The following is a 25,851-nucleotide window of genomic DNA, read 5'->3' on the forward strand; positions in this document are numbered from 1 at the left end:
CCCGTGGCGTCGCCACCGCGGCCAGCGACACCGTCTCGGCGTGACCGATCGAGCCGGCGGGACGACCGACGGCATTCCCAGCTCACGCAACGCCGTCAGCCCCTGGCTGTGTCATATCGTCCTCGGCGGAGTTCATAGAGTTGTTTCGGCGTCGTTTTGCCACACGGATTTTGCGGCCATCGCGGTTCTTCTCTGGAGGTGGGCCCCTCGTGACACACACCACGTACCGCGAGGCGGTCGAGCGCGGCGAAACGCCCTTCTCATGCGTGATACGGAACCGCCCGGATCAGAGCTCCCCGCAAGCCGGTTGGTGGCCAGGTTTGCCCGGGACCGCCTTCGGTTCCGAGAAGTTGGTTGTCATCATTCGCCCATGGCGACCACGACCGCCTGGTGAAAGCTCAGTGTGCTGCCTCGGTTCCAAGCCGCTTCGAATTCCGCGCCGTCGAGCCCGTCGCGGGAGCGCTGTTCGCACTCGTCGTGAAGTCCTGAAAACAGTGCCATCAATGGAAATCCGGTCGCGGGGCTCACCACGTTGGCCGCTGCCATCAAAACGACGGCACGCCGGAAGTCCTCGGCAGATCCAGCGCACCATGCCAGCGCCTCAAAATACTGTGCGGCCATCCACCGATCATTGAGTGCCCGACATATTTCAAGGCCTTGTCGGAGCAGTTGCTCGCCGCGGTGGTACTCGCCACGCCGCCATGAACCAATTCCGGTGCACACCAACGCATATGTACGCTGGATCGATTCACCGTGGGATTCGGACACGCCAAGGGCCCTCTCGAACCAGTCTGACGCATTATCGACATCGCCCCAAAAGAGAGCGTCCCAACCCAGCATCAACAGTGCGCAACATTGCACTTCAAGATTTTCGGTTTGCGACGCAGCACGCCTAAGACACTCTCGTGCGCGTTCAAAATCCCCGTTTATCATCGCCATATGGCCTTCGGTAGATTCGAGAACAGGGATTTCTCTTCGATCGGGCATCGATTCGAAAAGAAGGCGCGCTTCCGCGACTAGTGCCGTCGCCTCGGACAAATTGCCGCGAAAAGCTGCGAACTCCGCAAAGTCTGCCAACGCTCGGATGCGTTGGGGACTCGGTGTGGGCGGTGCCGCACTCAACGCGAGATTCAGCCAGCGGTACCCTTCGCTAAACATTCCGCGCGTAATCCAGACCCGGCGCATATAGACGGCCAATTCCAGCGCGGCGTTGGGGTCGTAGGTGATACAGAATTGCAGTGCTTCGCGCAGGTTAGGCATTTCGGCGGCGAGGCGATTGAGCCATTCGATTTGGCGGGGACCAAACCAATCGCTGATCGCTTGCGTCGACAGGCGGTGGTAATAGTCGGCGTGGCGATGCCGCAGTTGGTGGAGTTCGGTATCGGTGAGGTGGGTGCGGCCGTAGTCGCGCAGGGTGTCGAGCAGTCGGAACCGAACTTGGCCGTCCTTCTCGGTGCGGATCAGGATGGATTTATCGACCAGTGTGCACATCACATCCAAGCACTGCTCGTCGATCCAACTGGCGGCGCTCAGGTGGCGGGCGGCGAGTAGATCAAAACTGCCGGCGAAGACCGACAGTGTTGCCCACAGGTGTTGCTCGGGCGGGGTGCACAGGTCATGGCTCCAAGCCACACAGCTGAGGAGGTTTTGCTGACGGGTGGGCGCACCGCGATGGCCACGGCTGAGTAGCCGATAGCGGTCAGTCAGGCCGTCGGCGATCTGCTCGATGGACAACGCGCGCAGCCGGGCGGCCGCCAGCTCAATTGCCAACGGCAAGCCGTCTAGGCGCGCGCACACCCGAGCCACCGCCGCCGCATTCGCGTGGGTAAGGCAGAAATCGGGGACCGCGGCACGGGCGCGCGCAAGAAATAACTCCACCGCGCCGTAGCGGGCCAACCCGCACAGCGTGAAGTCGGTATCGGGTTCGGGCACTGCGAGCGGCATCAACGGTAGGACGGATTCCCCGTCGACATCAAGGACTTCGCGGCTGGTAGCCAGAATGTGCAGCTGCGGGCACTGGTGCAGCAAGGTGTCGACCAGCCTGGCCGCGGCGTCGATGATCTGCTCACAGTTATCGAGCACCAGCAGCGTCATACCGTGACCGAGGAAATCAACGAGCACGTCGGCTGGAGGCGCGCCGGTTTGATCGCACAGCCCGAGGGCGGCAATGACCACTTCACTCAGCATTGCGCCGTCGCGCAGCTCGGCCAGCTCGACCAGCCACACCTGATCCAAGAACTCGGCGCGCAACTGGCCAGCAGCGGCGGTCGCGAGCGTGGTTTTGCCGACCCCACCCATCCCTGTCACTGTCACCAGCCGCGAGCCGTACAACGACTCCCGCAACCGCGCCAGCTCGTCGCGGCGCCCGACCAGCCCGGATGGCAGCACCGGCACCCGGGCCGAGCCGTGGCGTTCTGCCCCTGATCGGGCCCCCGTCGGCCCGCGCCGCGCGGACCGGCTTCGCACCTCACTGTCGGCACCAGGCAGCACCATCGCATCGACAACAAGGCCATGATCGGCTTGGGCCTGCTGGATCATTTCACCCAGCTCCAGCGCCGAGGGGCGAGCTCCGGGCTCGCGGGCCATCGCCGCATTGACCACAGCCGCCACATCGGCGGGGACGTTGTGATCACGCAAGTCCGGGATCGGCTCGCTAGCAATCCGGAGGAACTGCGCCACCATCTGCTCAGCGCCGCGCCGCTCGAACGCCGCATGACCTGTCAACCCGGTAAACAGACTGGCCCCTAACGAATAAACATCTGACGCGGCACTCGGCGGCTCACCAGCTAACAATTCCGGAGCGGTATAGGCAGGTGACCCGATGAACACCCCGGGCGCGGTCTGATGTCCCGCCTCCGTATGCGCGATTCCGAAATCACACAGCGCCGGCTCATCATAATCAGTCAGCAACACGTTGGCTGGCTTGACGTCCCGATGCACCACGGACACCCCATGTGCCGACTCCAACGCCCCCGCTATCTTCACCCCAATCCGCAATACCTCCTCGACCGCCAACACCCCAAACCGCTCGATCCGCTGCTGCACGCAGCCGCGCCCACAAAACGGCATCGCCAAAAACGGCAGACCACTAGCGGTTCGCCCCACCTGCAACACCGGCACAATATTGGGATGCGCAGTCAGTCGGGCCATCGCCAGCTCCTCCTGCAGAAACCGCGCTCCCCATTCCCCCACATTGGCGGTCAACGTCTTGACTGCCACCACCCGGCCCAACTCAGCCTGCACACACCGATACACCACCCCATACCCGCCCCGGCCCACCTCACACGCGCCGACGAACCCCAGTGCAGCTAACTCCGCCACCACGTCCCCGGTGGTCATCCCCGCTGACTCACCCGCAGCGCCCCTGGCACTCAACAAATCACGGTGCGCCCCACGCGGATGACGATGCACCTCATACGACTCATTGGCCGTCGCGGCGAGGTTGGCTGGCCGCCCGCCTGCATCGGTATCCGTCATCGCACCTCCTGCGCCGACATTACCCACGCCCAGCTACCAGCGTCTCAACTTTCGCACTCATGCGACGGCTGTCGCAATCCTGCAAACCGCAGAGACTTGTCTTGTCGGAACCTGGTTGTGAGCGCCGTGCGCTTGGGCGTGGGCTTCGGTCCTGCCCGTGCCGCTACGCGGTGCGGGCCCTAGCGGCTCCGGGGTCCAGGGCGGACCGCGGGCCCGTCGCGTAGCGACGCGCAGCACCGCTGAGGCTGAAGGGGGGCCGCCCGTTGCGCCTGCTCGGGCCGGTGCATGAGCGGTGCGACCGTCAACGAACCGGGTCCCTCGGGCCGCGATCGCTCAGCACTCGCGGTCTACGACGTGGTGGTGGCGGGTCGGCCGAGCGCGCGGTGGCCCCTGCTGCCGGTTGCGCCGACAGCATTTCCGCCGTTGCCGCCACTGCCGCCGGCGCCGGCAACGGCTGTGGCGCCGGTAAATCCGATCAGCCCGCCTATCCGAACCCGGACTGCGGCAACTACTTCCGGACGAGAAACTGGAACGCACAGCCCCGCATCCGATCGGCAGGTGCAGCGAGTTCGGCTATGCGATCAACCGCGAGGTGAGCGAGGAAGCCGTTGCCTCGGTTGGGATGCCGATACCGATCCGGGCCCCGCGGCTGCGGCTTGCGCTCAATACCGCGGCGCCGCAACAGTGGCTGAATAGCTCGCAGTACTCATGGGTGACCGCCGGACGAGCGATTGAGTGCGGGATCCGCCGACCGCGCCGAGAGCTAGAGGTGCGTGCGGATACGCTGAAGCTGCAACTATCCGCGTGGACGACGTCATCCGGCGAACCTGACTCGGTTCTTGCTCGTCTCCTGCACCTCTACGTAGTGCAGCATGTCCCCAATGCTGGTCGAGCGCAGCAGCTCCCAGCACACGATCGCAATGTTCTCTGAGGTAGGGACTCGGTCCTTGAACAGGTCGGTGTCGAGATTGAGGTGGGTGTGATCGAAATGCACTTTGATCGTCCGATCGATCAGATCGGCTAGTTTGGTCAGGTTGCTGACCATCCCCGTAACCGGGTCGAGCTCACCCTTCAGGGCTACTCTGAGCAAATAGTTGTGTCCGTGGCCGTTGGCGTTGTTGCACTTTCCGAATATGTGAACGTTCTCGGCGTCAGTGAGAGCCGGTGAGTGTAGCCGGTGAGATGCGCTGAAGGAGACGTCACGCATGACTACGACCTCGGGCATCGGCCTTCCTTGCTGGTCAACGGTCGAGCAGTTGTTACAGAAGATTTCCGAAATCGACCTACTAAGGCGCGAGTGGTGCCAGCCCGGGCGGGCGTACCCCCGCGCTCAGAGGACAGGGCGGCGGTCAGAGCCGATACACCGCGCGTGCCATGCAGGCGTCCTCGAGGAACGCGTAACGCTTCGGGGCGTAGCGGCGCGAGTTCGAACCACTCCGGTGATCGGGCGAGAGGGCGCCACGCTCCTCTGTGAGGCCACGGTTAGAAGTGGATTTCACGCGGTGATTCACCGTCAGCTTCCCTTCATGTTATTCGTCGAAATCTGGACATCTCGACTGTCCTATATGGCGCACCCGCGCTTATCGGCTGGAGCGCGTAAATCTGCCGTGGGGGGGTCGTACGTTCGCGAGTCGCCCGCGCGGCACCTACGCAATTTCGCTGAGATTTGCAGCCCGCAGCTGTCATAAGCCAGACTGACCCAATGTGCGCCACATGTGGCATGGGACTGGAGCGTGAGCGAATTGCTGCTTACCGGTACCGTGACGCTGCTGTTGGCCGACATTGAAGAGGCGACGCGGCTGTGGCAGACGCAGCCCGCCGAGATGGCTGCCGCATTCGCGCTGCTGGAGCAGACGCTTGCTGATGCCGTTGCTGCTCACGGCGGGGTTCGTCCGGTCGAGCACGGCGAAGGCGACAGCGTCGTGGTCGCCTTCGGGCGCGCGGCTGACGCGGTCGCGGCCGCGCTGCGGTTGCAGCTTGCGGGGCTAGCGCCGGTTCGGCTGCGCATCGGCATACACACCGGTGACGTGCAGCTGCGCGATGACACCAGCTACGCCGGCCCAACCATCAGCCGCACAGCGGCACTGCGTGACCTAGCACACGGCGGCCAAACGCTGTTGTCGGCCACCACCAGTGACATCGTCAGCGACGAGCTGCCGGCAGCTGCCTGGCTGATCGACGTGGGAACTCAGCCGCTGCGCAATCGCTCACGCCCGGAACGTGTGGCGCAGTTGTGCCACCCACAGCTGCATAACGACTTCCCTCCGCTTCACAAGCCGAAAGCGGTTGCAGTACATAATCTTCCGATCCAGCTCACCAATTTCGTGGGTCGTGAGCTGGAGATGGCAGAGGTAGTGCGGTTGGTTACCGACAACCGGCTGGTTACCCTCATCGGTGCGGGCGGCTTCGGCAAGAGCCGGTTGGCCGTACAAGTGGCGATGCGATTGACGTCAGGTTTCCCCGACGGCGTGTGCTACGTCGATCTGGAGCCGATTACCGATCCCGATATGGCGCCGATCTTGGTGGCTCGGGCGCTGGGGTTGTCGGATCAGCTGGGGCGATCCACCGCAGATACCGTGCTGCGCTACCTCGCCGAGCGGGAGATGCTGATCGTCTTGGACACTTGCGAGCACCTGCTTGACGTGGGCGCGACACAAGTCAATGCCCTGCTGCAGAGCTGCCCCGGCGTGACCCTGTTGGCCACCAGCCGCGAGCCGATCAAGGTCGCCGGCGAGGTGACCTGGCGGGTGCCGTCACTGTCGTTGGACGACGCGATCGCCTTTTTCGCCGACCGTGCTCGCCTGGCCCGGCCCGACTTCGTGATCGACGACGGCAACGCCGCCCTGGTGAGCCAGATCTGCCGCGGGTTAGACGGCATGCCGCTGGCCCTCGAACTCGCGGCCGCGCGGGTGCGGTCTTTGTCGCTATCTGAGATCATCGCCGGGCTTGATGACCGGATCCGGCTGCTCACTGGCGGTGCCCGCACAGCGCCGCGCCGCCACCAAACGCTGCGAGCATCACTGGACTGGTCCTACGGGTTGCTGAACGAGCCGGAGCGGATCCTGCTGCGCCGACTTGGAGTTTTTGTCGGGGGGTTCGACCTGGCCGCGGCCGAAGCGGTGGCCGGCTTCGGTGACTTGCCGCGGCACCAAGTGCTGGACGAGCTGACATCGCTGGTTGACAAATCGCTGGTGTGGGCGGATAGCACGCAGGGCCGGACGCGGTATCGGCGGCTTGAGGGAGTGGGCCAGTATGCGATGGAACGGCTGCACGAGGCAGCTGAAACCGACACCGTCCGCAAGCGTTACTGCGACCATTACCTGGCGTTGGCCGCCCTGCTCGATAGCCCTGGGCGCACCGACTACCAGCGGCTTCTCGACGAGGCCGAGATCGAGCTCGACAACCTGCGCGTCGCATTCCTATGCTGCCGCGAATACTCCGATGTGGAGTGCGCGTTGACGCTGACTTCCTCGCTGCAGCCGCTGTGGCTCAGCCGGGGCCGCATCCGAGAAGGGCGCAGCTGGTTCCAGACCATTCTCGCCGAGCAGCACGCGCTCGCGGCGGAGGTGAGCGACGCGGTGCGGGCGCGGGCGCTGGCCGACAAGGCCGTGCTCGATATGTTCATTACCGACCAGAGCAGCCTTCATCAGGCCCAGGAAGCGCTGGCCGTCGCCCGGAAGGTCGATGACCCGGCCTTGTTGGCGCAGGCATTGACCGCCTGTGGTTTGACCGCCGGATTCAGCTATCAACCTGATGCGGTTCGCAAATACTTCACTGAGGCGGCCGGCATCGCCAGATCCTTGGGTGATCGTTGGCGGCTCAGCCAAATCTTGAGCTGGCAGGGTAACGCCGCTCTCGTCGCGGGCGACACGATCACCGCACGCGCTGCCGGCACCGAGGGACTCGAGGTGGCGGAGGCGATCGGGGACCGGTTCGGCGCCCGTCGGTGCCGTTTGAGCCTAGCGTTTGCCCAGCTGTGGCAGGGGGACCTGGCCGGAGCGGTCGCACACTTCGGCGAGCTGGTACAACAGGCACAGGATGCTGACGCTGATGTCCTCACACCGCTGATCCAGAAGGGCCTGGGCGACGCCCACGCCTACCGAGGTGAGGTGAGCGCCGCTCGCGCCGCAGGCGAGGTGACACTGAACCTTGCCGAAGAAGGTAGCGAGTACTTTTTGGGGCTCGGCTACGCGACGTTGGCCATAGCTGCGGTGGCCGGCGGCGATATTGACGCTGCACGCGCCGCGAGCAAGAAGGCTTGGCAGAACTTGCGCGTCCAACCACACACGGCGAACTACCTGCGCCCCGCTAAGGCCCGCATCTCGCTGGCTAGCGGCGACGTCATGGGCGCCCGGCGCTGTGCCGACGAGGCCGCCTCGGTGCTGGCGGGATGGCACTTGGCGCTGGCGCTGACTAGCCGCGCGCGGGTGGCAATCGCACAGGGTGAGCCGGAGCAAGCTGAGCGTGATGCCCACGATGCACTCGCCGCTGCCGTTGCAGCCGGCGCCCAGAATTGCGTCCCCGACACTCTCGACTGCCTGGCTGGCCTGGCGACCGAGCAGTCCAGCCACCTCGAGGCCACCCGCTTCTACGCCGCGGCGGACGCGATGCGGCAGCGCATGGGCGCGGTGCGGTTCAAGATCTACGACTCAAGCTACGAAAACTCGGTGACTGCACTGCGTAACGCGTTAAGCGAGAAAGAGTTTGACAGCGCATGGACCGAAGGCGCCGCGCTGACCACCGAAGAGGCAATCGCCTACGTGCAGCGCGGTCGTGGTGAGCGCAGACGGGCAACAAGTGGTTGGGCGTCGCTGACGCCGGCCGAACTGGAAGTGGTAAACCTGGTCGGCGAGGGCCTTTCGAACAAAGACATTGCCGCGCGGCTGTTCGTTTCGCCGCGCACCGTACAGACTCACCTCACCCACGTGTACACCAAGCTCGACCTGAACTCCCGCGTGCAACTCGCTCAGGAGGCGGCGCGGCATTGAGTAATCAGGCGAGTCGGTTTCGGCCGCCGCGAGGAAAGTCGGGTGAGAAAGCACGCGCGTCCGGTGCTATCGACGTTGCCGCCGGTCGACGTCCGCGGCACACGCGGTCAAGATGGAGTCCCAGTCTTCGATGTTGAAGTGGCCCTTGCCGGCGGCCCAGTGCAGATCGACGTTCGGAATGGCGCTCTGAAGGTATTGGCCCATGGCGCGTGGCACGAAGGTGTCCTGGTCGCCCAGCCAGATATGGGAGGGAACGGCCACCTCGGCCAGATCGACATCCCACGGCCGGTAGGCGAGATACGACTCATAGGCAGCGCCGCGGCTGCCCTGCCGAAACGCCTCGAGTTCGATCGCGTGGAAGTGCCGGGCGAAGAGCTCGTCGCGTAGCCGGTACCGGTCGGCGGCGGGGACTGAAGCCATCACCACCCTGGAGAAAATCCGGGGCGAATATCTTGCGCACCACCCGAGCGGAGCAAACGATGCGGCGAACAGTCGGGGGCCGCGGTGCGCCAGCCTCGCATAGAGACGGTCAAGGGCATTGAGGCCACCGACGGTATCCTGGGTCGTCAGCGGCCCCCACGGCCCCAGGGCGCCGATAAACGCCAGTCGGGCTGGCGAAATCACAGCGCCACAAGCGAACAGGTGTGGCCCTGCCCCCGAATGCCCGACCACACCGAATTCGTCCAGCCGCAGCGCGTCAGCCAGCGTGCAGACATCAAGTGGCCAATCCCGAAATCTGCGTCCCTCCTGGAAAGTTGAGCGTCCGAATCCGGGGCGATCAACCGCAATCAGTCGAAATCCATGGCGCCGTGCGGCGCCGTCAGCAAAAGCGCCCTCCAGCCGCGAGCTCGGTGTGCCGTGAAAGTAGAAGGCGGGATAGCCGTTAGGGTCGCCCCATTCCAGGTAGGCAAGTAACCGGCCATCACGCAACATGACCATGCTTGCCTCGTCGGCGCGAATGTTTTCCGGCAGCAACTGCATCAGCCGAGGGCTTTTAGGGGTGCCCGGCCACGTGGCGAGAGGCGGTAGCCGACGTCGAGGTCGCCATCCGCTATGCCCGCGGCGGTGGCACGATTGAGGAGCACACGAACGATAGTATGCTGAGCAGCTTTTCACGCGCTACCCGACCAGCACCGCGTATCGCGGCTTGATCACCTCGTCGATAATCGCCAGCCGCTCGTCGAACGGGATGAACGCCGATTTCATCGCATTGATGGTGAAGCGCTCCAGGTCGCTCCAGCCGTAGCCGAACGCCTGCACCAGCCGCTGCATTTCCAGACTCATTGAGGTATCGCTCATCAACCGGTTGTCGGTGTTGACGGTGACCCGAAAGCGGGCACGGGCCAACAGATCGAACGGGTGCGCGGCGATGCTGGCCACTGCGCCGGTCTGCACGTTCGAGCTCGGACACAGCTCCAACGGAATTCGCTTGTCCCGCAAGATCGATGCCAACCTGCCGAGCCGGACCCGGCCGTCGGGGCCGACTTCGATATCATCGACGATGCGCACCCCGTGACCCAGCCGGTCGGCGCCGCAGAAGGCGATCGCCTCGTGGATGGACGGCAGCCCAAACGCCTCACCAGCGTGAATGGTGAAGCGCGCGTTGTTGTCTCGCATGTATTCGAAGGCGTCCAGGTGCCGTGTCGGCGGGTAGCCGGCTTCGGCGCCGGCGATGTCGAAGCCGACTACACCCTTGTCGCGGAAGCGAATTGCCAACTCGGCGATCTCCCTGGACATGGCGGCGTGCCGCATCGCGGTAACCAGGCAGCGCACCGTGATCGGTCGGCCCGCGGCGGCACAAGCCTGCTCTCCGGCAGCGAACCCGGTCAGCACCGCATCGACGACCGCGTCAAACGACAGCCCACGGTTGATGTGCAACTCCGGGGCAAAGCGCACCTCGGCATACACCACCGCATCGGCGGCCAGGTCTTCCACGCACTCGTAGGCGACCCGATACAGCGCCTCAGGTGTCTGCATCACCGCCACCGTGTGCGAAAACGGCTCCAGGTAGCGCTCCAGCGATCCGCTGTGCGAACGGGTGCGAAACCACGTCGCCAAGGCGTCGACGTCGGCGGCAGGCAACCCGTCGTATCCGATCTGCCCGGCGATGTCCAGCACGGTTTCCGGCCGTAGCCCGCCGTCGAGATGGTCGTGCAGCAGGGCCTTGGGCGCCTGCCGGATCATCTCCAGAGTCAGCGCAGTGGTCATCGGGTAATCCAATCAATGATCAGCGGGCGTGCCACTGGCTCAATATCCCCGATACGGTAACCACCCTCCAGCACCGCCAACGCCGCGTCGAAGCGCTCCGGCGTCTCGGTGTACAGAGTGAACAGCGGCTCGCCGGCCACCACCGGCTCGCCCGGGCGGCGATGGATCTTGATGCCCGCACCGTGTTGGACTCGTGCGCCCGGCCGGGATCTGCCCGCACCGAGCCGCCACGCCGCCAACCCCACTGCCATTGCGTCGATGTCGCCCATGCTCCCGCCCCGGCCAGCCGTCACGGTTTCCGTACACCTCCCGATCGGCAACGGCTTCGACAAATCACCGCCCTGCGCGGCGACCAGCCGGCGAAACCGGTCCATCGCAGTGCCGTCGCGCAACGTCTGAGCCGGGTCGCGGCCGCCTATCCCGGCCAGCTCCAGCATCTCGGTGGCCAGCCGCAGCGTCAGCTCCACCACATCGGGTGGTCCGCCGCCGGCCAGCACCTCCAGCGCTTCAGCCACCTCCAGCGCATTGCCGACGGTCACACCCAGTGGGCAGTTCATGTCGGTCAGCAGCGCGCGGGTGGGAACGCCATGCGCCACCCCGAGGTTCACCATGGTGTGCGCCAACTCGCGGGCCTGCGCCTCGGATTTCATGAAGGCCCCGGAGCCTACCTTCACGTCGAGCACCAGCGCGCCGGCACCCTCGGCCAACTTCTTGCTCATGATCGAGCTGGCGATCAACGGCAGCGATTCGACGGTGCCGGTGATGTCGCGCAGCGCATAGAGCTTGGCGTCGGCCGGCGCCAGCTCGCCGGCGGCGAAAATGGCCGCACCAACGTCGCACAGTTGTTGGCGCACTTGCTGGTTGGACAGGTTAGCGCTGAACCCGAAGATGGAATCCAGCTTGTCCAGAGTTCCGCCGGTGTGGCCGAGTCCGCGGCCTGAGGCTTGCGGCACGGCGCCGCCGCAGGCAACGACGACGGGCACCAACGGCAGCGTGATCTTGTCGCCGACCCCACCGGTGGAGTGCTTATCCACTGTTTGCAGCGGCAGACCGCGGAAATCTAGCCGCGCACCCGAGGTCAGCATCGCCGAGGTCCACCTGGCAGTCTCGCCCGCATCCATGCCGCGCCACACGATCGCCATCAACAGCGCCGACATTTGCTCGGGGGCAACGCGGCCGTCGGTATAGGCCTCGATCACCCAGTCGATCGCGGCGTCAGACAACCGGCCACCGTCGCGTTTGATGCGGATTACCGTCGGCGCGTCGAACTCGGCGCCGGTCATGATGGTTCTCTGGTCAGATCGGCGCAAAAGGGCTCGGGCAGCAACTCGCCGAGCCGACGAGGCCCGGCCGGATGATCGATCAATAGGTCGGGGCCGCCATGTTCCAGCAACAGCTGACGACACCGCCCGCAGGGCAGCAACGCAGCCCCGGCCCCGTCGACGCAGGCCAGCGCGACCAGCCGGCCGCCACCGGTGGCGTGCAGGGCGCACACCACGCCGCATTCGGCACATAGGCCCAGGCCATAGGAGACGTTCTCCACGTTGCAGCCGGTGACCACCCGGCCGTCGTCCACCAGCGCAGCCGCACCCACTGGAAACCTCGAATATGGCGCATACGCCCGCACTGCGGTCTGAATTGCCTTGTCCCGCAGCATCTTCCAATCGGCTTCAGGCATTTGCAACCCCGCTCGTCAACGGATCAACCCGGTAAGCCACCCTAGCTCGCTAGGCGACACAGCACCCTGATCGGGCTGTTCGGTACCGCAGCCAACCCGGCCAAGTTAAGCTCGATTGCCCGGCAAAGTGCTGTTCGACGGCGGTAGCTAAGGGGTGAGCACGGCTGAATACGAAGGCGACAACCGCTAATCCGGCATTGCTTGAAGCAAAGCGCGGGATGTCACGCAAACGGCGGCCACCCCGGACCCTGTATCGGGGGGATCCCGGCATGTGGTCGTGGGTGCTGCATCGCATCACCGGCGCGACGATTTTCTTCTTCCTGTTCGTCCACGTCCTGGACACCGCCCTGGTGCGGGTGAGCCCCCAGGCCTACGACTCAGTGATGCAGACCTACAAGAACCCGATTGTGGGCACCATGGAATTGGGTTTGGTGGTCGCGGTGTCCTTCCACGCCCTCAACGGGATCCGGATCATCTTGATCGACTTCTGGTCGCAGGGCCCGCGCTATCAGCGGCTGATGCTGGGGGCGGTGGCGATCGTCTGGCTGCTGATCCTGGTGCCCGCAGCGGTGGTGTTGGGCATGCACATGGTGGAGCACTTGCGATGAGCCCCCCCGATCTGGGCACCCGCGCGCCGGTGCTGCAGCGCAGCTTCGACCGGCCCGCCAGCCTGGACAATCCGCGGTCCCCGCGGCGCCGCGCGGGCATACCCAACTTCGAGAAGTTCGCCTGGCTGTTCATGCGGTTCTCCGGCGTGGTGCTGGTGTTCTTGGCCCTGGGGCACCTGTTCGTCGGGCTAATGTGGGACGACGGGGTCTATCGCATCGACTTCAACTATGTGGCCCAGCGCTGGCACTCCCCGTTTTGGCAGATCTGGGACCTGCTGCTGCTGTGGCTGGCACAGTTGCACGGCGGCAACGGTTTGCGCGTCATCATCGACGACTACAGCCGCAAGAATTCCACCCGGTTCTGGCTGAACTCGCTGCTGGCGCTGTCGATGGTGTTCACGCTGGTGCTGGGCAGCTATGTGCTGCTGACCTTCGACCCGAACATCTCGTGAAAGGCGCACATGTTTTCGCCACCCCCACGCCATCGCTTCGTCCCCCTCGCCGCTTCGCGGCGGGCGGCGCCGCCACTGCATCGGCGGCGGCGGCGGTGATCCAGCAACACCGATACGACGTGGTGATCGTCGGCGCGGGCGGTGCCGGCATGCGGGCCGCGGTCGAGGCCGGTCCGCGCGTTCGTACCGCGGTGCTGACCAAGCTGTATCCCACCCGTAGCCACACCGGCGCGGCGCAAGGCGGCATGTGCGCCGCGTTGGCCAACGTCGAAGACGACAACTGGGAGTGGCACACCTTCGACACCGTCAAGGGCGGCGACTATCTCGCCGACCAGGACGCCGTAGAGATTATGTGCCGGGAAGCCATCGACGCGGTGCTCGACCTGGAGAAAATGGGGATGCCATTCAACCGCACCCCCGAAGGCCGCATCGACCAGCGCCGCTTCGGCGGGCACACCCGTGACCACGGCAAGGCCCCGGTGCGCCGCGCGTGCTACGCCGCCGACCGCACCGGCCACATGATTCTGCAAACGCTGTACCAAAACTGCGTCAAACACGACGTGCAATTCTTCAACGAGTTCTACGCCCTCGACTTGGCCCTCACCCAGACTCCCAGTGGCCCGGTGGCCACCGGGGTGGTGGCCTACGAATTGGCGACAGGCGATATCCATGTCTTCCACGCCAAAGCCGTCGTCATCGCGACCGGCGGCTCGGGGCGGATGTACAAGACCACCTCCAACGCGCTCACCCTGACCGGCGACGGCATCGGCATCGTGTTCCGCAAGGGACTTCCTTTGGAGGACATGGAGTTTCACCAGTTCCATCCGACCGGTCTGGCTGGTCTGGGCATCCTGATTTCCGAAGCAGTGCGCGGGGAAGGCGGCCGGCTGCTCAACGGCGAGGGCGAGCGCTTCATGGAGCGCTACGCTCCCACGATCGTCGACCTGGCACCGCGCGACATCGTCGCTCGTTCCATGGTGTTGGAAGTCCTGGAGGGCCGCGGCGCCGGACCGCACAAGGACTACGTCTACATCGACGTGCGCCACCTCGGCGAGGACGTGCTGGAGGCCAAGCTGCCCGACATCACCGAGTTCGCCCGCACCTATCTGGGTGTGGACCCGGTGCACGAGCTGGTCCCGGTCTACCCGACCTGCCACTACGTGATGGGCGGCATCCCCACCACCGTCACCGGGCAGGTGCTACGGGACAACACCCACACCGTCCCCGGCCTGTATGCGGCCGGCGAGTGCGCGTGTGTGTCGGTGCACGGCGCCAACCGGCTGGGCACCAACTCGCTGCTGGATATCAACGTCTTCGGGCGGCGGGCCGGCATCGCCGCGGCGAACTACGCGCGTGGTCACGACTTCGTCGAGCTGCCATCAGACCCAGCGGCGATGGTGGTGGGCTGGGTCAGCGATATCCTCTCCGACCACGGCAACGAGCGAGTCGCTGACATCCGCGGTGCACTGCAACTGACCATGGACCACAATGCCGCGGTGTTCCGCACCGAGGAGACCCTGAAGCAGGCGCTCACCGACATCCATGCGCTCAAGGAGCGCTATTCCCGAATCAAGGTGCAGGACAAAGGAAAACGCTTCAACAGCGACCTGCTGGAAGCCATCGAGTTGGGCTTTTTGCTGGAGCTGGCCGAGGTCACCGTGGTTGGCGCGTTGAATCGCAAAGAGTCCCGCGGCGGGCATGCCCGCGAAGACTACCCCAACCGTGACGACGTCAACTACATGCGCCACACCATGGCCTATAAGGAAATTGGGGCCGATAAGGAAATTGGGGCCGATAAGGAAGGCACCGACCTGCTCAGCGACATCCGGCTGGACTTCAAACCCGTCGTGCAGACCCGCTACGAACCCAAGGAACGGAAGTACTGATGAGCGTTGAGTCTGCGGGCGATGTTTTGGACCCGCCAGAAAAAGCACTGCCGCCGGTGCCCGAGGGCGCGGTGCTGGTGACGGTCAAGATCGCCCGGTTCAACCCCGACGACCCGGACCGGTACGCCGAAACCGGCGGCTGGCAGAGCTTCCGGGTGCCCTGCCTGCCCAGCGATCGGTTGATCAACCTGCTCACCTACATCAAGGGCTACCTCGACGGGACGCTGACCTTCCGGCGGTCCTGTGGCCACGGGGTATGCGGGTCGGACGCCATGCGGATCAACGGGGTGAACCGACTGGCCTGCAAGGTGCTGATGCGAGACCTACTGCCCAAAAAGCCGGGCAAGCAGCTCACCATTACTGTTGAAGCGATACGCGGGCTGCCGGTGGAAAAAGACCTGGTGGTCGATATGGAGCCGTTCTTTGACGCCTACCGCGCGGTCAAGCCCTACCTGATCACCACCGGTAACCCGCCTACCCGGGAGCGGATCCAAAGCCCCACCGATCGCGCCCGCTACGACGACACCACCAAGTGCATCTTGTGCGCGGCCTGCACCACCAGCTGCCCGGTGTTCTGGCACGAGGGCAGCTACTTCGGGCCGGCGGCGATTGTCAACGCGCACCGCTTCATCTTTGACAGCCGCGACGAAGCGGCCGCCGAGCGGCTCGACATCCTCAACGAGGTCGACGGGGTCTGGCGCTGCCGAACGACGTTCAACTGCACCGAAGCCTGCCCGCGGGGCATCGAGGTGACCAAGGCCATCCAAGAAGTCAAGCGCGCGTTGCTGTTTTCGCGCTGAGCGCGGCCACAAGTCTCACTCGCGCGACGCCACCTCATCCCAGCCGGCGGCGGCTCGCCGGGTCCGGTCCGGCGCGATTGCTGCCACATCCACCCCGGACACCCGACTAATTGAGGCAACGCTCGTCACATCTCACTTCAAAGTTGATAATTGTCACCAATAGCCTATAGTGGCACTCGTCAACTATGGAAGGAGTGATGTGAGCGCCTCCACCGACATGCACATCCACCGACCTACCCGGCCGCGAGATGCTGCGCACCGAACGCGCGCTGGCGCTGCGAGCGCGCGCCCGCGTCGCTGGTGTCGACCAGCACGCCGGTCCGGATCGCCCCCCTGTCGCAATAGCCACTGTCCAGCCTGAGACTTGGCACCGGTGAGCCGGACCTGGCTAGCCCCCTACACGCACACTTAAAAAGGCGCGATCACGTCACCGCACGCATTTCTACAATAGAAAAAATGTGTGTCAAGCAGCTGCCTCAACCGGAGGCTTATTTTGGCTGCTCTATTAACTTTTAGCTACCCCAGCGATTTAATCCTTCCTGACTACAAGTGTGTCGTATTGGCAAGTCAGCGCGTCGCCCTCAGGAAATTCACAGCCATTTAGTCAGTTTTAACACTTGCAGCCGGGCAAGGCAGCTCGTAACGTCGCCGCTACCGATTAATTGAGCGGAAATTGGTCTGAAACCGAGACGGTGGTCAAATCCAAATGTCAGCATTTCCTCGACAGCTGCCCCACCGGGCAAGCATTGACTTGCTCAACGGCGACACGGGCGTTACCTTCTTGCTGGCCAACCTTTTATCAGCAACGCGACGGAGCACACCAGGTGTCTGCCTCACGTCGCACAGAATACCGCGACTGCAGCGGCTTAACGCCGCTGCGCGAAGCGGGCGTCGGGTTGGCCCTTATGATGCGAGACCGATCGGTAATCATTGGTAGTGCCGCGCTGGTCACTCGACGGTTGTCGCGCTCATTTCGATGGCGACATTCATTAGAGCGCGTTCGTCATCAACATCAGAAAGGATTCCATTAGCGCGAATACACCACTCCGCGGCGAGAGGTTCACTCATCGCGGCTTACCAGAAACGATGAGTTATTTCACGCGGCACGCACGGGCGCCGAAAAAGGCCGCTCAACGTTTGCGACGTGCCCACCGCACAGCTCGTGAGCAGATTGCGATTGCAGCAATGCTTCTTTGTTGAAGACCAGCTTTAACCGGCGCCCATGACGCCACAATCGGCAGCGCAGAGGAGGATAGGTCATGTCCGCCCCGATCACCCACTATCCCGCGGCTTCGATCGATACTCGAGGATTGACGATTCGCGAACTGCTTGACGAACCGCTGATCTCTGGCGCCCGCGTGCTAGTGGGTGTCGACCGGCTCGACCGAGAGTTGACGTGGCTGCTGCCGCTAGCTGAAGTGCCAACCTGGTCAGAACCGCTGGACGCGGTTGCGTTATACGCGCGCCCAGAGGCTTTGCTTGCCGGCCGCGCGGCGCTTAGCCCGCCAGCCACCGCAGGCGCAGCCGCACTTTTAGTGGATGGCCCGACACCGTCCACCCTGGCGCAATCCGAGCTACCCAAGGAACTCGTGGTCATTGAGATGGCCACACGCATAGGTTTCGGCCCGTTGAATCGCCTGCTGGCGGAGCGCACCCTAAACCACGAGCTGCACGTGATGCGCTACGCGATGCAGGTACGGGCTTCGTTAGCGGAGCTCTTCCACCGCGGAGCCGGCTTGCAGATCCTGACCCGCGAGGTTTGCCATCTCGCCCGCAACCCGGCAATGGTCCTCAACGCTCAGGGAGATCTGGTTGCCCACAGCGGACTCGGCGCCCACGACCTCGACGCGCTGTCGAAGTCGGTTCCGCGAGCATTGGCAACCGGTGTGCCCGCAGCACAACGTTCGGCGAAGCATCACAGCAGGTTAGATCGGGTAGCCGGTCCAGATGGCAGCGTATGGACATGCATTGCCGGCCAGGTCAATCTCGGTAAGACCGCCCAGGGCTGGCTGGCGATCCTGATACCGCTGACCATCTTGGGCGCGCGCAACCTCGCTTTGCATCGCGTCCTCGCCGAGCAGGCCGCGGCCATCATCGGGTCAGAGATGCTGCGCCAACACAGCGTGGACGAAGCCGAAGAGCGGGCCCGCGGTGACTTCATCGAAGCACTGGTGCATGGCTCTTTCGCCAGCGACCACGAACTGCAGACCCGTGCTGACCACCACGAGCTCGACGTCAATTCGTCGTATGGGGTGTTCGTCGCCCACGGCGTGATGCCGCAGCCGGCGCACAATCCAGCGGCCGGAATGCTGCGACTAGCCCGCTACGCCGCCAGCATTGGCGCACAGCCATCGCTGCGTGCCGACGCAACCGTCATCGGCGACGTCATCGTCGTCCTGCGCTCCCTACGCCACGCTGATGACGCAGCGCAAGAGGGTGCGATGAGGGAATTCGCCCAAGCAATGTGCGAAGCGTTGGAGCAACGATGCGGAGCTGCGGTGGCCGTAACCTACGGGCGCGCGGCCCACGGTGCCCGAAAAATTTGCAACAGTTACCGCCAGGCCCGCATCACCTTGGGCATCGCCCGCCAGCTCGGCCGTACCGGGGCCACCTCCTATCACGACTTGCGCAGCTTCACCGTGCTGGCCGAACTCGCTGATACCGAACACGGCCAACAGCTCATCCAACAGTTCGTTGAGCCGTTGCGATCGGGCCCCAATCTCTTGGAAACCGTAACCGGCTACCTCACCCACGGCGGCAACGTCTGCCTAGCCGCCCGCGCTCTCAACGTGCACCGCAACACGATGCTGGCCAAACTCGACCGCATTACGCGCATTATCGATCTCGACATCCGAGAACCAGAGAACCAATTCACTATCTGGCTGGCAATTAGGCTCAGTATGCTCGCGCGAGCCCGCACCATCGCTCATCAAGAAGCCACATTCGGCCCAATCGCGACCGACACGCATCCCGCCAAAGTGGGCACCCATCCCAACGCTGTACGTGTGGCCGGCTCGACCGATTTGCCGCTTCAAGTGAACACCTAACGGATGCCGCAGTCGAAGTACCGGCCGAGTGTGGGCCGACCGTCGTGGGCCGGTGGCGTTAGCCGTTGTTGCCAGCATTCCCGGGTTGACCGGCAGCGCCCGGACCGCCCGACGTGCCAGCGGGCCGGGGTTGCGACCGTTCGTACTGACCCCACCGGGGCCACCAGAACCACCAACTCCCCCGCTGCCGGCGTCGCCGGGAACTGGCCGATGGCTGTGCACACTGCTGTGTTATGGACGGGAACCCTGGCTATTGTGTGCGTGGCACCTGGAGGATGCTGAAGATAACCTTATCTGGCGCATCGAAGAATTCACTGTAGACGATCGGATCGCCGAACCCCATCGACGAAACCAATGCACGAGGTTTATGCGTCAGATCGTCGACAGCGAACCGAGGTTGTCGTGCGGCCCTGGCCAAGCCACGGCTGCTTCAAGAACCTGTAAGTAAGAGATGACCTAGCGGAAGGTGGCAATGCCCAATGAGCCAAAACCCGTTTGATGACGACAATGGCAGCTTCTTCGTCCTGATCAACGACGAAGAGCAGCACAGCCTTTGGCCAACTTTTGCCGAGGTTCCGGACGGCTGGCGGGTGGTTTACGGCGAGGCCCAGCGCGATGCGTGCCTCAATTACATCGACGAGAATTGGACCGACATTCGGCCGAAGAGTTTGCGCGAGAAGCTGGCGCAGCATCGGACAGTCGAGGCATGAGCCGCCGCTGGGAAGTCCGACCGCCAGCCGCTGCTCACACGTCTCGCCGATCAAGTTGCAGTGCGGTTGAGTTTTCCGGCCGCGACCAGCAATCCGTCTAGAAATTTGACGGTGGCCCGAGTGTGTCGATGCGGGACGTTGAGCGGTGCTGTCGGTTTTGGTTATGGGTGGGACGGTAGGGGGTCGCCGCCCGTCGTGCGGTGGCGCCGGGCGGGTGGACTGCTCTGGCGGTAGCGGACGATGAACGGGACGGTTGCGCCTTCGTCGAGCAAGCGGACCGCGGCGGCCACCTGGGCCGGACCTACCTCCAGTTCCTCAGCAAGACGGGCGGTTACGGGTTTCATGGTGGCGTCTGGATGCACGCGCAGTGCCTTGCCGGAAGGCCACGTTTCGCTAACCCGACACCAGTGGGCGCACCGCTGCGGGCATCCCCAACCAGTCAGATCACGCGCAGTGTGAACCATTCGTTTCGACCGGCTCGCCGGCGGGCCCCCCGAGTGCGATCGCAATCAATTCTTCCGGGCTCGATGAGTCGATGATTCGCTCAAGCTCCTTTTGATCCGGATGGTGGTTCTCTTCTTCGCGATCCCTTCGATCCGATTTCGCTTTGGTGTTTTCGGCCAGCAGCAATAACTTGTCGAGCAGGTCCGCATCCCGGAGATCACTGATCGGGATAATGCCGAGAATGGAACGCACCGATTCGTCGTCGGGGTCGAGATCCGTTGCGCCGCTATCGTCGGCTTTGGGGCCATCGCTGAGACCGAGTTTTTGGTTGAGATGAGCGCCCAGGGCGGCGGGGGTTGTGTAGTCGAATATTAGCGTGGGCGAAAAGCTTAGTCCGGTAGCTGATTTCAGCCGGTTGCGCAATTCCACCGCGGTCAGCGAGTCAAAACCGAGGTCTTGGAAGGTGGTATCGGGGTGGACGTCGTGCGGGCCGGACTGGCCAAGTACCAACGCGATCTGGGTACACACAACGTCTACCAGTAGCTGATGTTGCTGATCGGGGCTGAGTTCGCGCAGGCGTTGAGCCAGTGCGGATTCCGACGTTATTTCGGCATTGTCGACGGTTCGCCGTAGCGGCCGACGGACCAGCTCGTCGAACAGCGGCGGTAAGTGCGCCCCGCCGGCGGGATTGGCCAGCGCTTTGTAGTCGAGGCTGGCGGCGACCACGGTGGGGTGGTCCAAAATTATTGCCGCATCGAATAAGTCGACAGCTTGCTCACAGGTCAGCGGCGTCAGCCCGCCGCGGCTCAGGCGGGCAACGTCGCTATCGCGCAGATGCCCAGTCATCGCGCTTGCCTGCTCCCACAGTCCCCACTGCAGCGACACCCCCGCTAGTCCGCCAGCATGCCGTGCGGACGTCAGTGCATCCAAGAATGCGTTCGCCGCCGCGTAGTTGCCCTGACCTTGGGCACCCACCACGCCGGCGAGCGACGAACACAGCACGAACATCGCAAGTCCCAGCTCCCGGGTGGCCTGATGCAGATTCCAGGCACCGTCGACCTTGGACCGCAACACCGTATCCACCCGATCCGGGGTCAGCGATGCGATCGCGGCGTCGTCGAGTGTTCCAGCCGCATGGATGACCCCGGTCAATGGTGGGTACTGATCCCGAACCTGCCGGAGCAATTGCACCACCGCGTCGGGATCGGCGACATCGCAAGCGGCCAACCGCGACTGGGCACCGAGTTCGGCCAACTCGGCCACGAGTTGCCGCGCCCCCGGCGCGTGCTCGCCCTGCCGACTGACCAACACCAGATGCCGTACCCCGTAGCGGCTCACCACATGACGGGCCAGCACCGCACCCACCATCCCGGTACCTCCGGTGATCAACACTGTGCCGGCGGCCAAAGTCTCGGGTAATACCTGGGGTGCTGCCAGCACCACCTTGCCGGTATGGCGGGCTTGGCTGAGAAACCGATACGCCTCACGCACACAACGGATATCGCGACTCCGCACCGGCAGCGCATGCAACTGCTGGGTCTCGAACAGTGCCCGGAGTTCGGCCAGCATCTCGCCAATTCGCTGCGGTCCGGAGTCGAGCACGTGAAACGCGCAATATTTGATGCCGGGATAGTTTTCGGCGATCTCTTCTGGGCTGCGGAGATCGGTCTTGCCCATCTCGAGAAAGCGACCCCCTTGGGCCGTCAGCCGCAGCGAGGCGTCGGTGAAATCTCCGGCCAGCGAGTGCAGCACCACATCGAATCCGCGACCGCCGGTGGCCGCTGAGAACTTGTCCTCGAAGTCCAGGGTGCGCGAATCGGAGATATGATCGTCGTCGAAACCCATCGCACGCAACGTGTCCCATTTGCCACGGCTGGCAGTGACGAACACTTCGGCTCCCCATAGCCGGGCCAGCTGCACCGCGGCCATGCCCACTCCACCGGTAGCGGTATGCACCAACACCGACTCACCGGGACGTAGCCCGGCCAAATCGGCGAAGCCATACCAGGCGGTAAGAAACACCACGGGCACCGCCGCGGCTTGGGCGTGTGACCATCCCGACGGGATCTTGACCAACAACCGATGATCGACTGCGGCCTGCGAGCTCCTGCCCAGCAACCCCATCACCGCATCGCCAACGGTCAGTGTGGTGACCCCAGGGCCGACCTCGACGACGACGCCGGCACCCTCACCACCGGGCCCGGCCTCTCCGGGATACATCCCCAACGCTATGCAGACATCCCGGAAGTTGACTCCCGCGAACTTCATCGCTACCCGGACCTGGCCGGCCAGCAACGGCGCACTCAGCGGCGGGCACCGTTCCAGCACGACATCCTCGAACGTCCCGCCGTCGGTAATACCCAACCGCCATCCCGCATCTGAATCGGGTAGGTCTAACGCTTTTTCAGGCTGACATAGCCGTGCCGCATAAGCCTTTCCAGCTCGCAGCGCCACCTGAGGCTCGCCCAAAGTGGCCAGTGCCGCCACATCCGCTGCCGCGTCGGCATCGACAAGCACCACTCGTCCGGGATACTCTGCCTGGGCCGAACGCACCAATCCCCACACCGCCGCCGCGGCCAGATCGGTGGTGGCCTCGCCTGCTACTGCCACCGCCCCGGAGGTGTGCACCACCAACACACCGGCCCGGTCAACGGCTAGCCAAGCCTGCAACACCGCCAGCACAGCGTGTGTGGCTGCATACACCGAGTCGACCACCCCGGCATCACCAGATGTCCACCGCCACAACACCACCGCGTCGTCGGGCGCGCCCTCGGCGGAGTTAGCGAAGTCATCCCACTTGATTGCGCGGCGCTCAACGGTATCGAGGTCCAACGGTACTGGCGACCATCCGAGCTCTAACACGGCCTGGGCCGTTGGATCTGCAGCCGCAGCAATCCCCGCTCGCAGCTGGGCCACACTCGCCGGACGGGCAAGCACCGAACCCACCGTCAACACCGGCAACCCCGCCGAATCAGCCAGCTCAACCGCCAGGGCGTCCTCCCGGGTAGCAGTGATGCGGGCACGTAGCCGCGCGGCGCCCGCACCGTACAAAGACACATGCTGCCAACAAAACGGCAACATCACGGTCGTACTGTCCGTGACCGAGTCGTCCGCGGCGAGCCACGCCTGCATCGCCGCGTCCAGCATGACCGGATGGATGCCCATCCCGGCCACATCAAGACCCTCGGGCGCCGCCAGCTCGGCGAACACCTCCCGCCCGCGGCGCCACAACGACTGCACTCCCTGAAAGGAGTGTCCATACTCGTAGCCGCGGCAGGCCAACTGCGGGTAAAGCCCTTCGACATTGATCTGTTGAGCATCGGCCGGCGGCCACACCGATAAATCTCCCCCCGGTTGCGCGGACCGCTGAGTCAGTGCGCCCTGGGCGTGCAGCACCCACGAACCCGTCGACCCTTCCGGGCGCGAATACACCGCCACCGCACGTCTGCCGGAGTCATCGGCCGCGCCCACCACCACGTGCACTACGACCGCGGCCGCCCCGGGCAACACCAGCGGCGCCGTCAACAGCAACTCCTCCACCAACCCGCACCCCACCTCGTCACCGGCTCGAATCGCCAGCTCGACGAATCCCGCTCCGGCGAACAACACCGCCCCAGCGACCACGTGATCGGCCAACCACGGCTGGGTCGACATCGACAACCGCCCGGTCAACACCACGCCGCCCGAGTGGGGCTGCTCGATTACCGCGGCCAGCAACCCATGACCTGTCTCACCCAATCCCAGGCTGCCCGCCTTGGCGGCACTGGCCGCCGGCGTCAGCCAAAACCGCTGCCGAGCAAAGGCATACGTCGGCAACTCCACCCGCAGGCCCCCGCCCCCGGCAAACACCTCCGACCAATCGATCCCTACGCCGCCCACAAATGCCGCGCTTACCGACAGCCAGAACCGCCGCAGCCCGCCCTCGTCGCGCCCCAGGGTGGGCACCACGACTGCGGCGTCACCGACGATCTCCTCGATCCCAGCTCCCAGCGTCGGGTGCGGACTCACCTCAACGAACGTCCCGTATCCCTGCTCCGCGCACCAACGCACCGCCTGATCCAGCAGCACCGGCTCGCGCAAGTTGCGATACCAATACCGTCCGTCCAGCCCCGTTCCCGCTACCGGGGCACCAGTCACCGTGGAAACAAAGGTGATATCGGTTGGCCGCGGCGAGATCTCTGACAAACCTGCCACCAACGCCTCGCCCACCACATCCACTTGCGCCGAATGCGACGCATAGTCCACCTCGACCCGGCGGCTCCGAATCCCTTCGGCCTCGCAGCCGAGCATCAACTCCGCAACCGCATCCACCGCACCGGCGACCACCACCGCCGAAACACCGTTCACCGCGGCAATGCTGACCCTATCCCCGAACCCGGCAATCAACTCCTGTGCGCGCTGCACGCCGCAGGCCAGCGACACCATCGCGCCGGTGCCGGCCAACTTCACCAGCAATTGACTGCGTAACGCCACCACCGCTGCGGCGTCTCGCAACGACAGCACGCCGGCCACGCAGGCGGCAGCGATCTCACCCTGCGAATGCCCCACTACGGCAGCGGGTTTGACTCCCACCGACTCCCACAGCCGCGCCAACGACACCATCACCGCCCATAACGCCGGCTGCACCACATCAACCCGATCTAACTCGGGCGCGCCCGGACTCTGGCGGATCACATCCAGCAGTGACCATTCCACGAACTCGGCCAACGCCTCGTGGCACGCCCGCATGTGCTCGGCGAACACCGGTGCAGACGCGAGCAACTCCGCTCCCATGCCCAGCCATTGCGCTCCCTGACCGGGGAACACCATCACCGCCTTACCCACCGACCGGGCCCGCCCAACCACCGCACCCGTGCCGGGCGCACCGGCGGCCAACCCGTTCAGGCCCGCCAACAGCTCGGTCCGGTCCTTACCCACCACCACCGCACGATGCGCAAAGGTCGACCGCGCCGCCAACGACACCCCCACGTCCATCGGTTGCAAGCCGTCATCGGCCGCCACGAACTCAGCCAACCGATGTGCCTGCGCCGCCAGAGCCTCGGCCGACGTGGCCGATACCACCCACGGCACGACGGGCCAGTCCTTGCGGGAAACATACCGCTGGTCTTGCGGGTTCACTACCGGTGGCTGCTCGACGATCAGGTGGGCATTGGTACCGCTGATCCCGAACGACGACACCCCGGCCCGACGGGCGCGACCCGCCTTTTGTGGCCAGTCACGGGTTGCCGTCAGCACCTCGACCGCACCCGACGACCAATTCACGTGCGGGTTGGGCACGTCCACGTGCAGGGTCTTGGGCATTACGCCGTGCCGCATCGCCAGCACCGTCTTGATCACCCCCGCGACTCCCGCGGCAGCCTGGGTGTGACCCATATTCGACTTCACCGACCCTACCCACAACGGCTCATCCCGGTCCTGCCCATAGGTCGCCAGCAACGCTTGGGCCTCAATCGGGTCACCCAACACGGTCCCCGTGCCGTGCGCTTCGACCACATCCACATCGCGTGGCGTCAAACCGGCCGCGGCCAATGCCGCCCTGATTACCCGCTGCTG

General features: G+C 64.5%; 14 protein-coding genes and 1 pseudogene. 7 read left to right on the plus strand and 8 right to left on the minus strand.

What is annotated here, in order from left to right; all coding sequences use genetic code 11:
- Window positions 1-360: 360 nt before the first annotated feature.
- Both F0Q45_RS12080 and F0Q45_RS12085 read right to left on the minus strand, forming a co-directional pair.
- Window positions 361-3,477: a protein kinase domain-containing protein gene (locus tag F0Q45_RS12080; RefSeq protein ID WP_149654184.1), complete on the minus strand. Its 3,117-nt coding sequence runs from the start codon at window positions 3,475-3,477 to the stop codon at window positions 361-363.
- Window positions 3,478-4,291: 814 nt separating this feature from the next.
- Window positions 4,292-4,702 carry a 6-carboxytetrahydropterin synthase gene (locus F0Q45_RS12085; protein WP_223163902.1) on the minus strand — a complete coding sequence of 137 codons (411 nt, stop codon included), beginning with the start codon at window positions 4,700-4,702 and terminating at the stop codon, window positions 4,292-4,294.
- A gap of 508 nt (window positions 4,703-5,210) precedes the next feature.
- On the opposite strand from F0Q45_RS12085, the gene F0Q45_RS12090 reads away from it, so the two are divergent.
- Complete coding sequence (locus F0Q45_RS12090) at window positions 5,211-8,465, plus strand: helix-turn-helix transcriptional regulator (RefSeq protein ID WP_149654185.1); 3,255 nt, start codon at window positions 5,211-5,213, stop codon at window positions 8,463-8,465.
- Window positions 8,466-8,531: 66 nt separating this feature from the next.
- Here the strand turns inward: F0Q45_RS12090 and F0Q45_RS12095 are convergent, their stop codons facing one another.
- The 4 genes from F0Q45_RS12095 to F0Q45_RS12110 form a co-directional block, all read right to left on the minus strand.
- A complete protein-coding gene (locus F0Q45_RS12095; RefSeq protein WP_262490966.1) occupies window positions 8,532-9,446 on the minus strand; it encodes an alpha/beta fold hydrolase in 915 nt (304 codons plus the stop codon).
- Window positions 9,447-9,584: 138 nt separating this feature from the next.
- Window positions 9,585-10,673: an adenosine deaminase gene (locus F0Q45_RS12100; protein WP_149654186.1), complete on the minus strand. Its 1,089-nt coding sequence runs from the start codon at window positions 10,671-10,673 to the stop codon at window positions 9,585-9,587.
- Window positions 10,670-11,956, minus strand: coding sequence for a thymidine phosphorylase (locus tag F0Q45_RS12105; RefSeq protein WP_149654187.1), 1,287 nt, complete (start codon window positions 11,954-11,956; stop codon window positions 10,670-10,672). Before F0Q45_RS12105 ends, F0Q45_RS12100 begins: the two co-directional genes overlap by 4 nt.
- On the minus strand, window positions 11,953-12,351 hold the full coding sequence (locus F0Q45_RS12110) for a cytidine deaminase (protein ID WP_149654188.1): 399 nt from the start codon (window positions 12,349-12,351) through the stop codon (window positions 11,953-11,955). The genes F0Q45_RS12105 and F0Q45_RS12110 overlap by 4 nt, the downstream gene beginning before the upstream one ends.
- Window positions 12,352-12,569: 218 nt before the next feature.
- Between F0Q45_RS12110 and sdhC the strand changes: the two genes are divergently transcribed.
- From sdhC to F0Q45_RS12140, 6 genes are all read left to right on the plus strand, one after another.
- The gene (sdhC, locus tag F0Q45_RS12115) at window positions 12,570-12,959 is read left to right on the plus strand and encodes a succinate dehydrogenase, cytochrome b556 subunit (protein WP_149654189.1); all 390 of its coding nucleotides are present in this window, start codon (window positions 12,570-12,572) and stop codon (window positions 12,957-12,959) included.
- Complete coding sequence (locus F0Q45_RS12120) at window positions 12,956-13,411, plus strand: succinate dehydrogenase hydrophobic membrane anchor subunit (RefSeq protein WP_149654190.1); 456 nt, start codon at window positions 12,956-12,958, stop codon at window positions 13,409-13,411. The genes sdhC and F0Q45_RS12120 overlap by 4 nt, the downstream gene beginning before the upstream one ends.
- Window positions 13,412-13,506: 95 nt before the next feature.
- Complete coding sequence (sdhA, locus tag F0Q45_RS12125; protein ID WP_149654197.1) at window positions 13,507-15,297, plus strand: succinate dehydrogenase flavoprotein subunit; 1,791 nt, start codon at window positions 13,507-13,509, stop codon at window positions 15,295-15,297.
- Window positions 15,297-16,097: a succinate dehydrogenase iron-sulfur subunit gene (locus F0Q45_RS12130; RefSeq protein WP_149654191.1), complete on the plus strand. Its 801-nt coding sequence runs from the start codon at window positions 15,297-15,299 to the stop codon at window positions 16,095-16,097. Before sdhA ends, F0Q45_RS12130 begins: the two co-directional genes overlap by 1 nt.
- A 1,259-nt stretch (window positions 16,098-17,356) precedes the next feature.
- The gene (locus F0Q45_RS12135) at window positions 17,357-19,144 is read left to right on the plus strand and encodes a PucR family transcriptional regulator (protein WP_149654192.1); all 1,788 of its coding nucleotides are present in this window, start codon (window positions 17,357-17,359) and stop codon (window positions 19,142-19,144) included.
- A 479-nt stretch (window positions 19,145-19,623) separates the two neighbouring features.
- Window positions 19,624-19,854 (plus strand): MbtH family protein, encoded by a 231-nt coding sequence (locus F0Q45_RS12140; RefSeq protein ID WP_149654193.1) that lies wholly within the window; start codon window positions 19,624-19,626, stop codon window positions 19,852-19,854.
- A gap of 224 nt (window positions 19,855-20,078) precedes the next feature.
- Here the strand turns inward: F0Q45_RS12140 and F0Q45_RS12145 are convergent.
- Together F0Q45_RS12145 and F0Q45_RS12150 are read right to left on the minus strand one after the other, a co-directional pair.
- Window positions 20,079-20,198, minus strand: a pseudogene (locus F0Q45_RS12145) (Tex-like N-terminal domain-containing protein); the annotation flags it as partial.
- Window positions 20,199-20,298: 100 nt separating this feature from the next.
- The coding region (locus F0Q45_RS12150; RefSeq protein ID WP_149654194.1) for a type I polyketide synthase at window positions 20,299-25,851 on the minus strand (5,553 nt) is incomplete at its 5' end.

This window comes from Mycobacterium simiae (assembly GCF_008370645.1).
Classification (GTDB): Bacteria; Actinomycetota; Actinomycetes; order Mycobacteriales; family Mycobacteriaceae; genus Mycobacterium; species Mycobacterium simiae_A.

Coding starts and splice junctions, on each gene's coding strand:
- F0Q45_RS12080 (WP_149654184.1), bottom strand. CDS start 3,477: ATGACGGATACCGATGCAGGCGGGCGGCCAGCCAACCTCGCCGCGACG.
- F0Q45_RS12085 (WP_223163902.1), bottom strand. CDS start 4,702: ATGCCCGAGGTCGTAGTCATGCGTGACGTCTCCTTCAGCGCATCTCAC.
- F0Q45_RS12095 (WP_262490966.1), bottom strand. CDS start 9,446: ATGCAGTTGCTGCCGGAAAACATTCGCGCCGACGAGGCAAGCATGGTC.
- F0Q45_RS12100 (WP_149654186.1), bottom strand. CDS start 10,673: ATGACCACTGCGCTGACTCTGGAGATGATCCGGCAGGCGCCCAAGGCC.
- F0Q45_RS12105 (WP_149654187.1), bottom strand. CDS start 11,956: ATGACCGGCGCCGAGTTCGACGCGCCGACGGTAATCCGCATCAAACGC.
- F0Q45_RS12110 (WP_149654188.1), bottom strand. CDS start 12,351: ATGCCTGAAGCCGATTGGAAGATGCTGCGGGACAAGGCAATTCAGACC.
- sdhC (WP_149654189.1), top strand. CDS start 12,570: ATGTCACGCAAACGGCGGCCACCCCGGACCCTGTATCGGGGGGATCCC.
- F0Q45_RS12120 (WP_149654190.1), top strand. CDS start 12,956: ATGAGCCCCCCCGATCTGGGCACCCGCGCGCCGGTGCTGCAGCGCAGC.
- F0Q45_RS12130 (WP_149654191.1), top strand. CDS start 15,297: ATGAGCGTTGAGTCTGCGGGCGATGTTTTGGACCCGCCAGAAAAAGCA.
- F0Q45_RS12135 (WP_149654192.1), top strand. CDS start 17,357: ATGTCCGCCCCGATCACCCACTATCCCGCGGCTTCGATCGATACTCGA.
- F0Q45_RS12140 (WP_149654193.1), top strand. CDS start 19,624: ATGAGCCAAAACCCGTTTGATGACGACAATGGCAGCTTCTTCGTCCTG.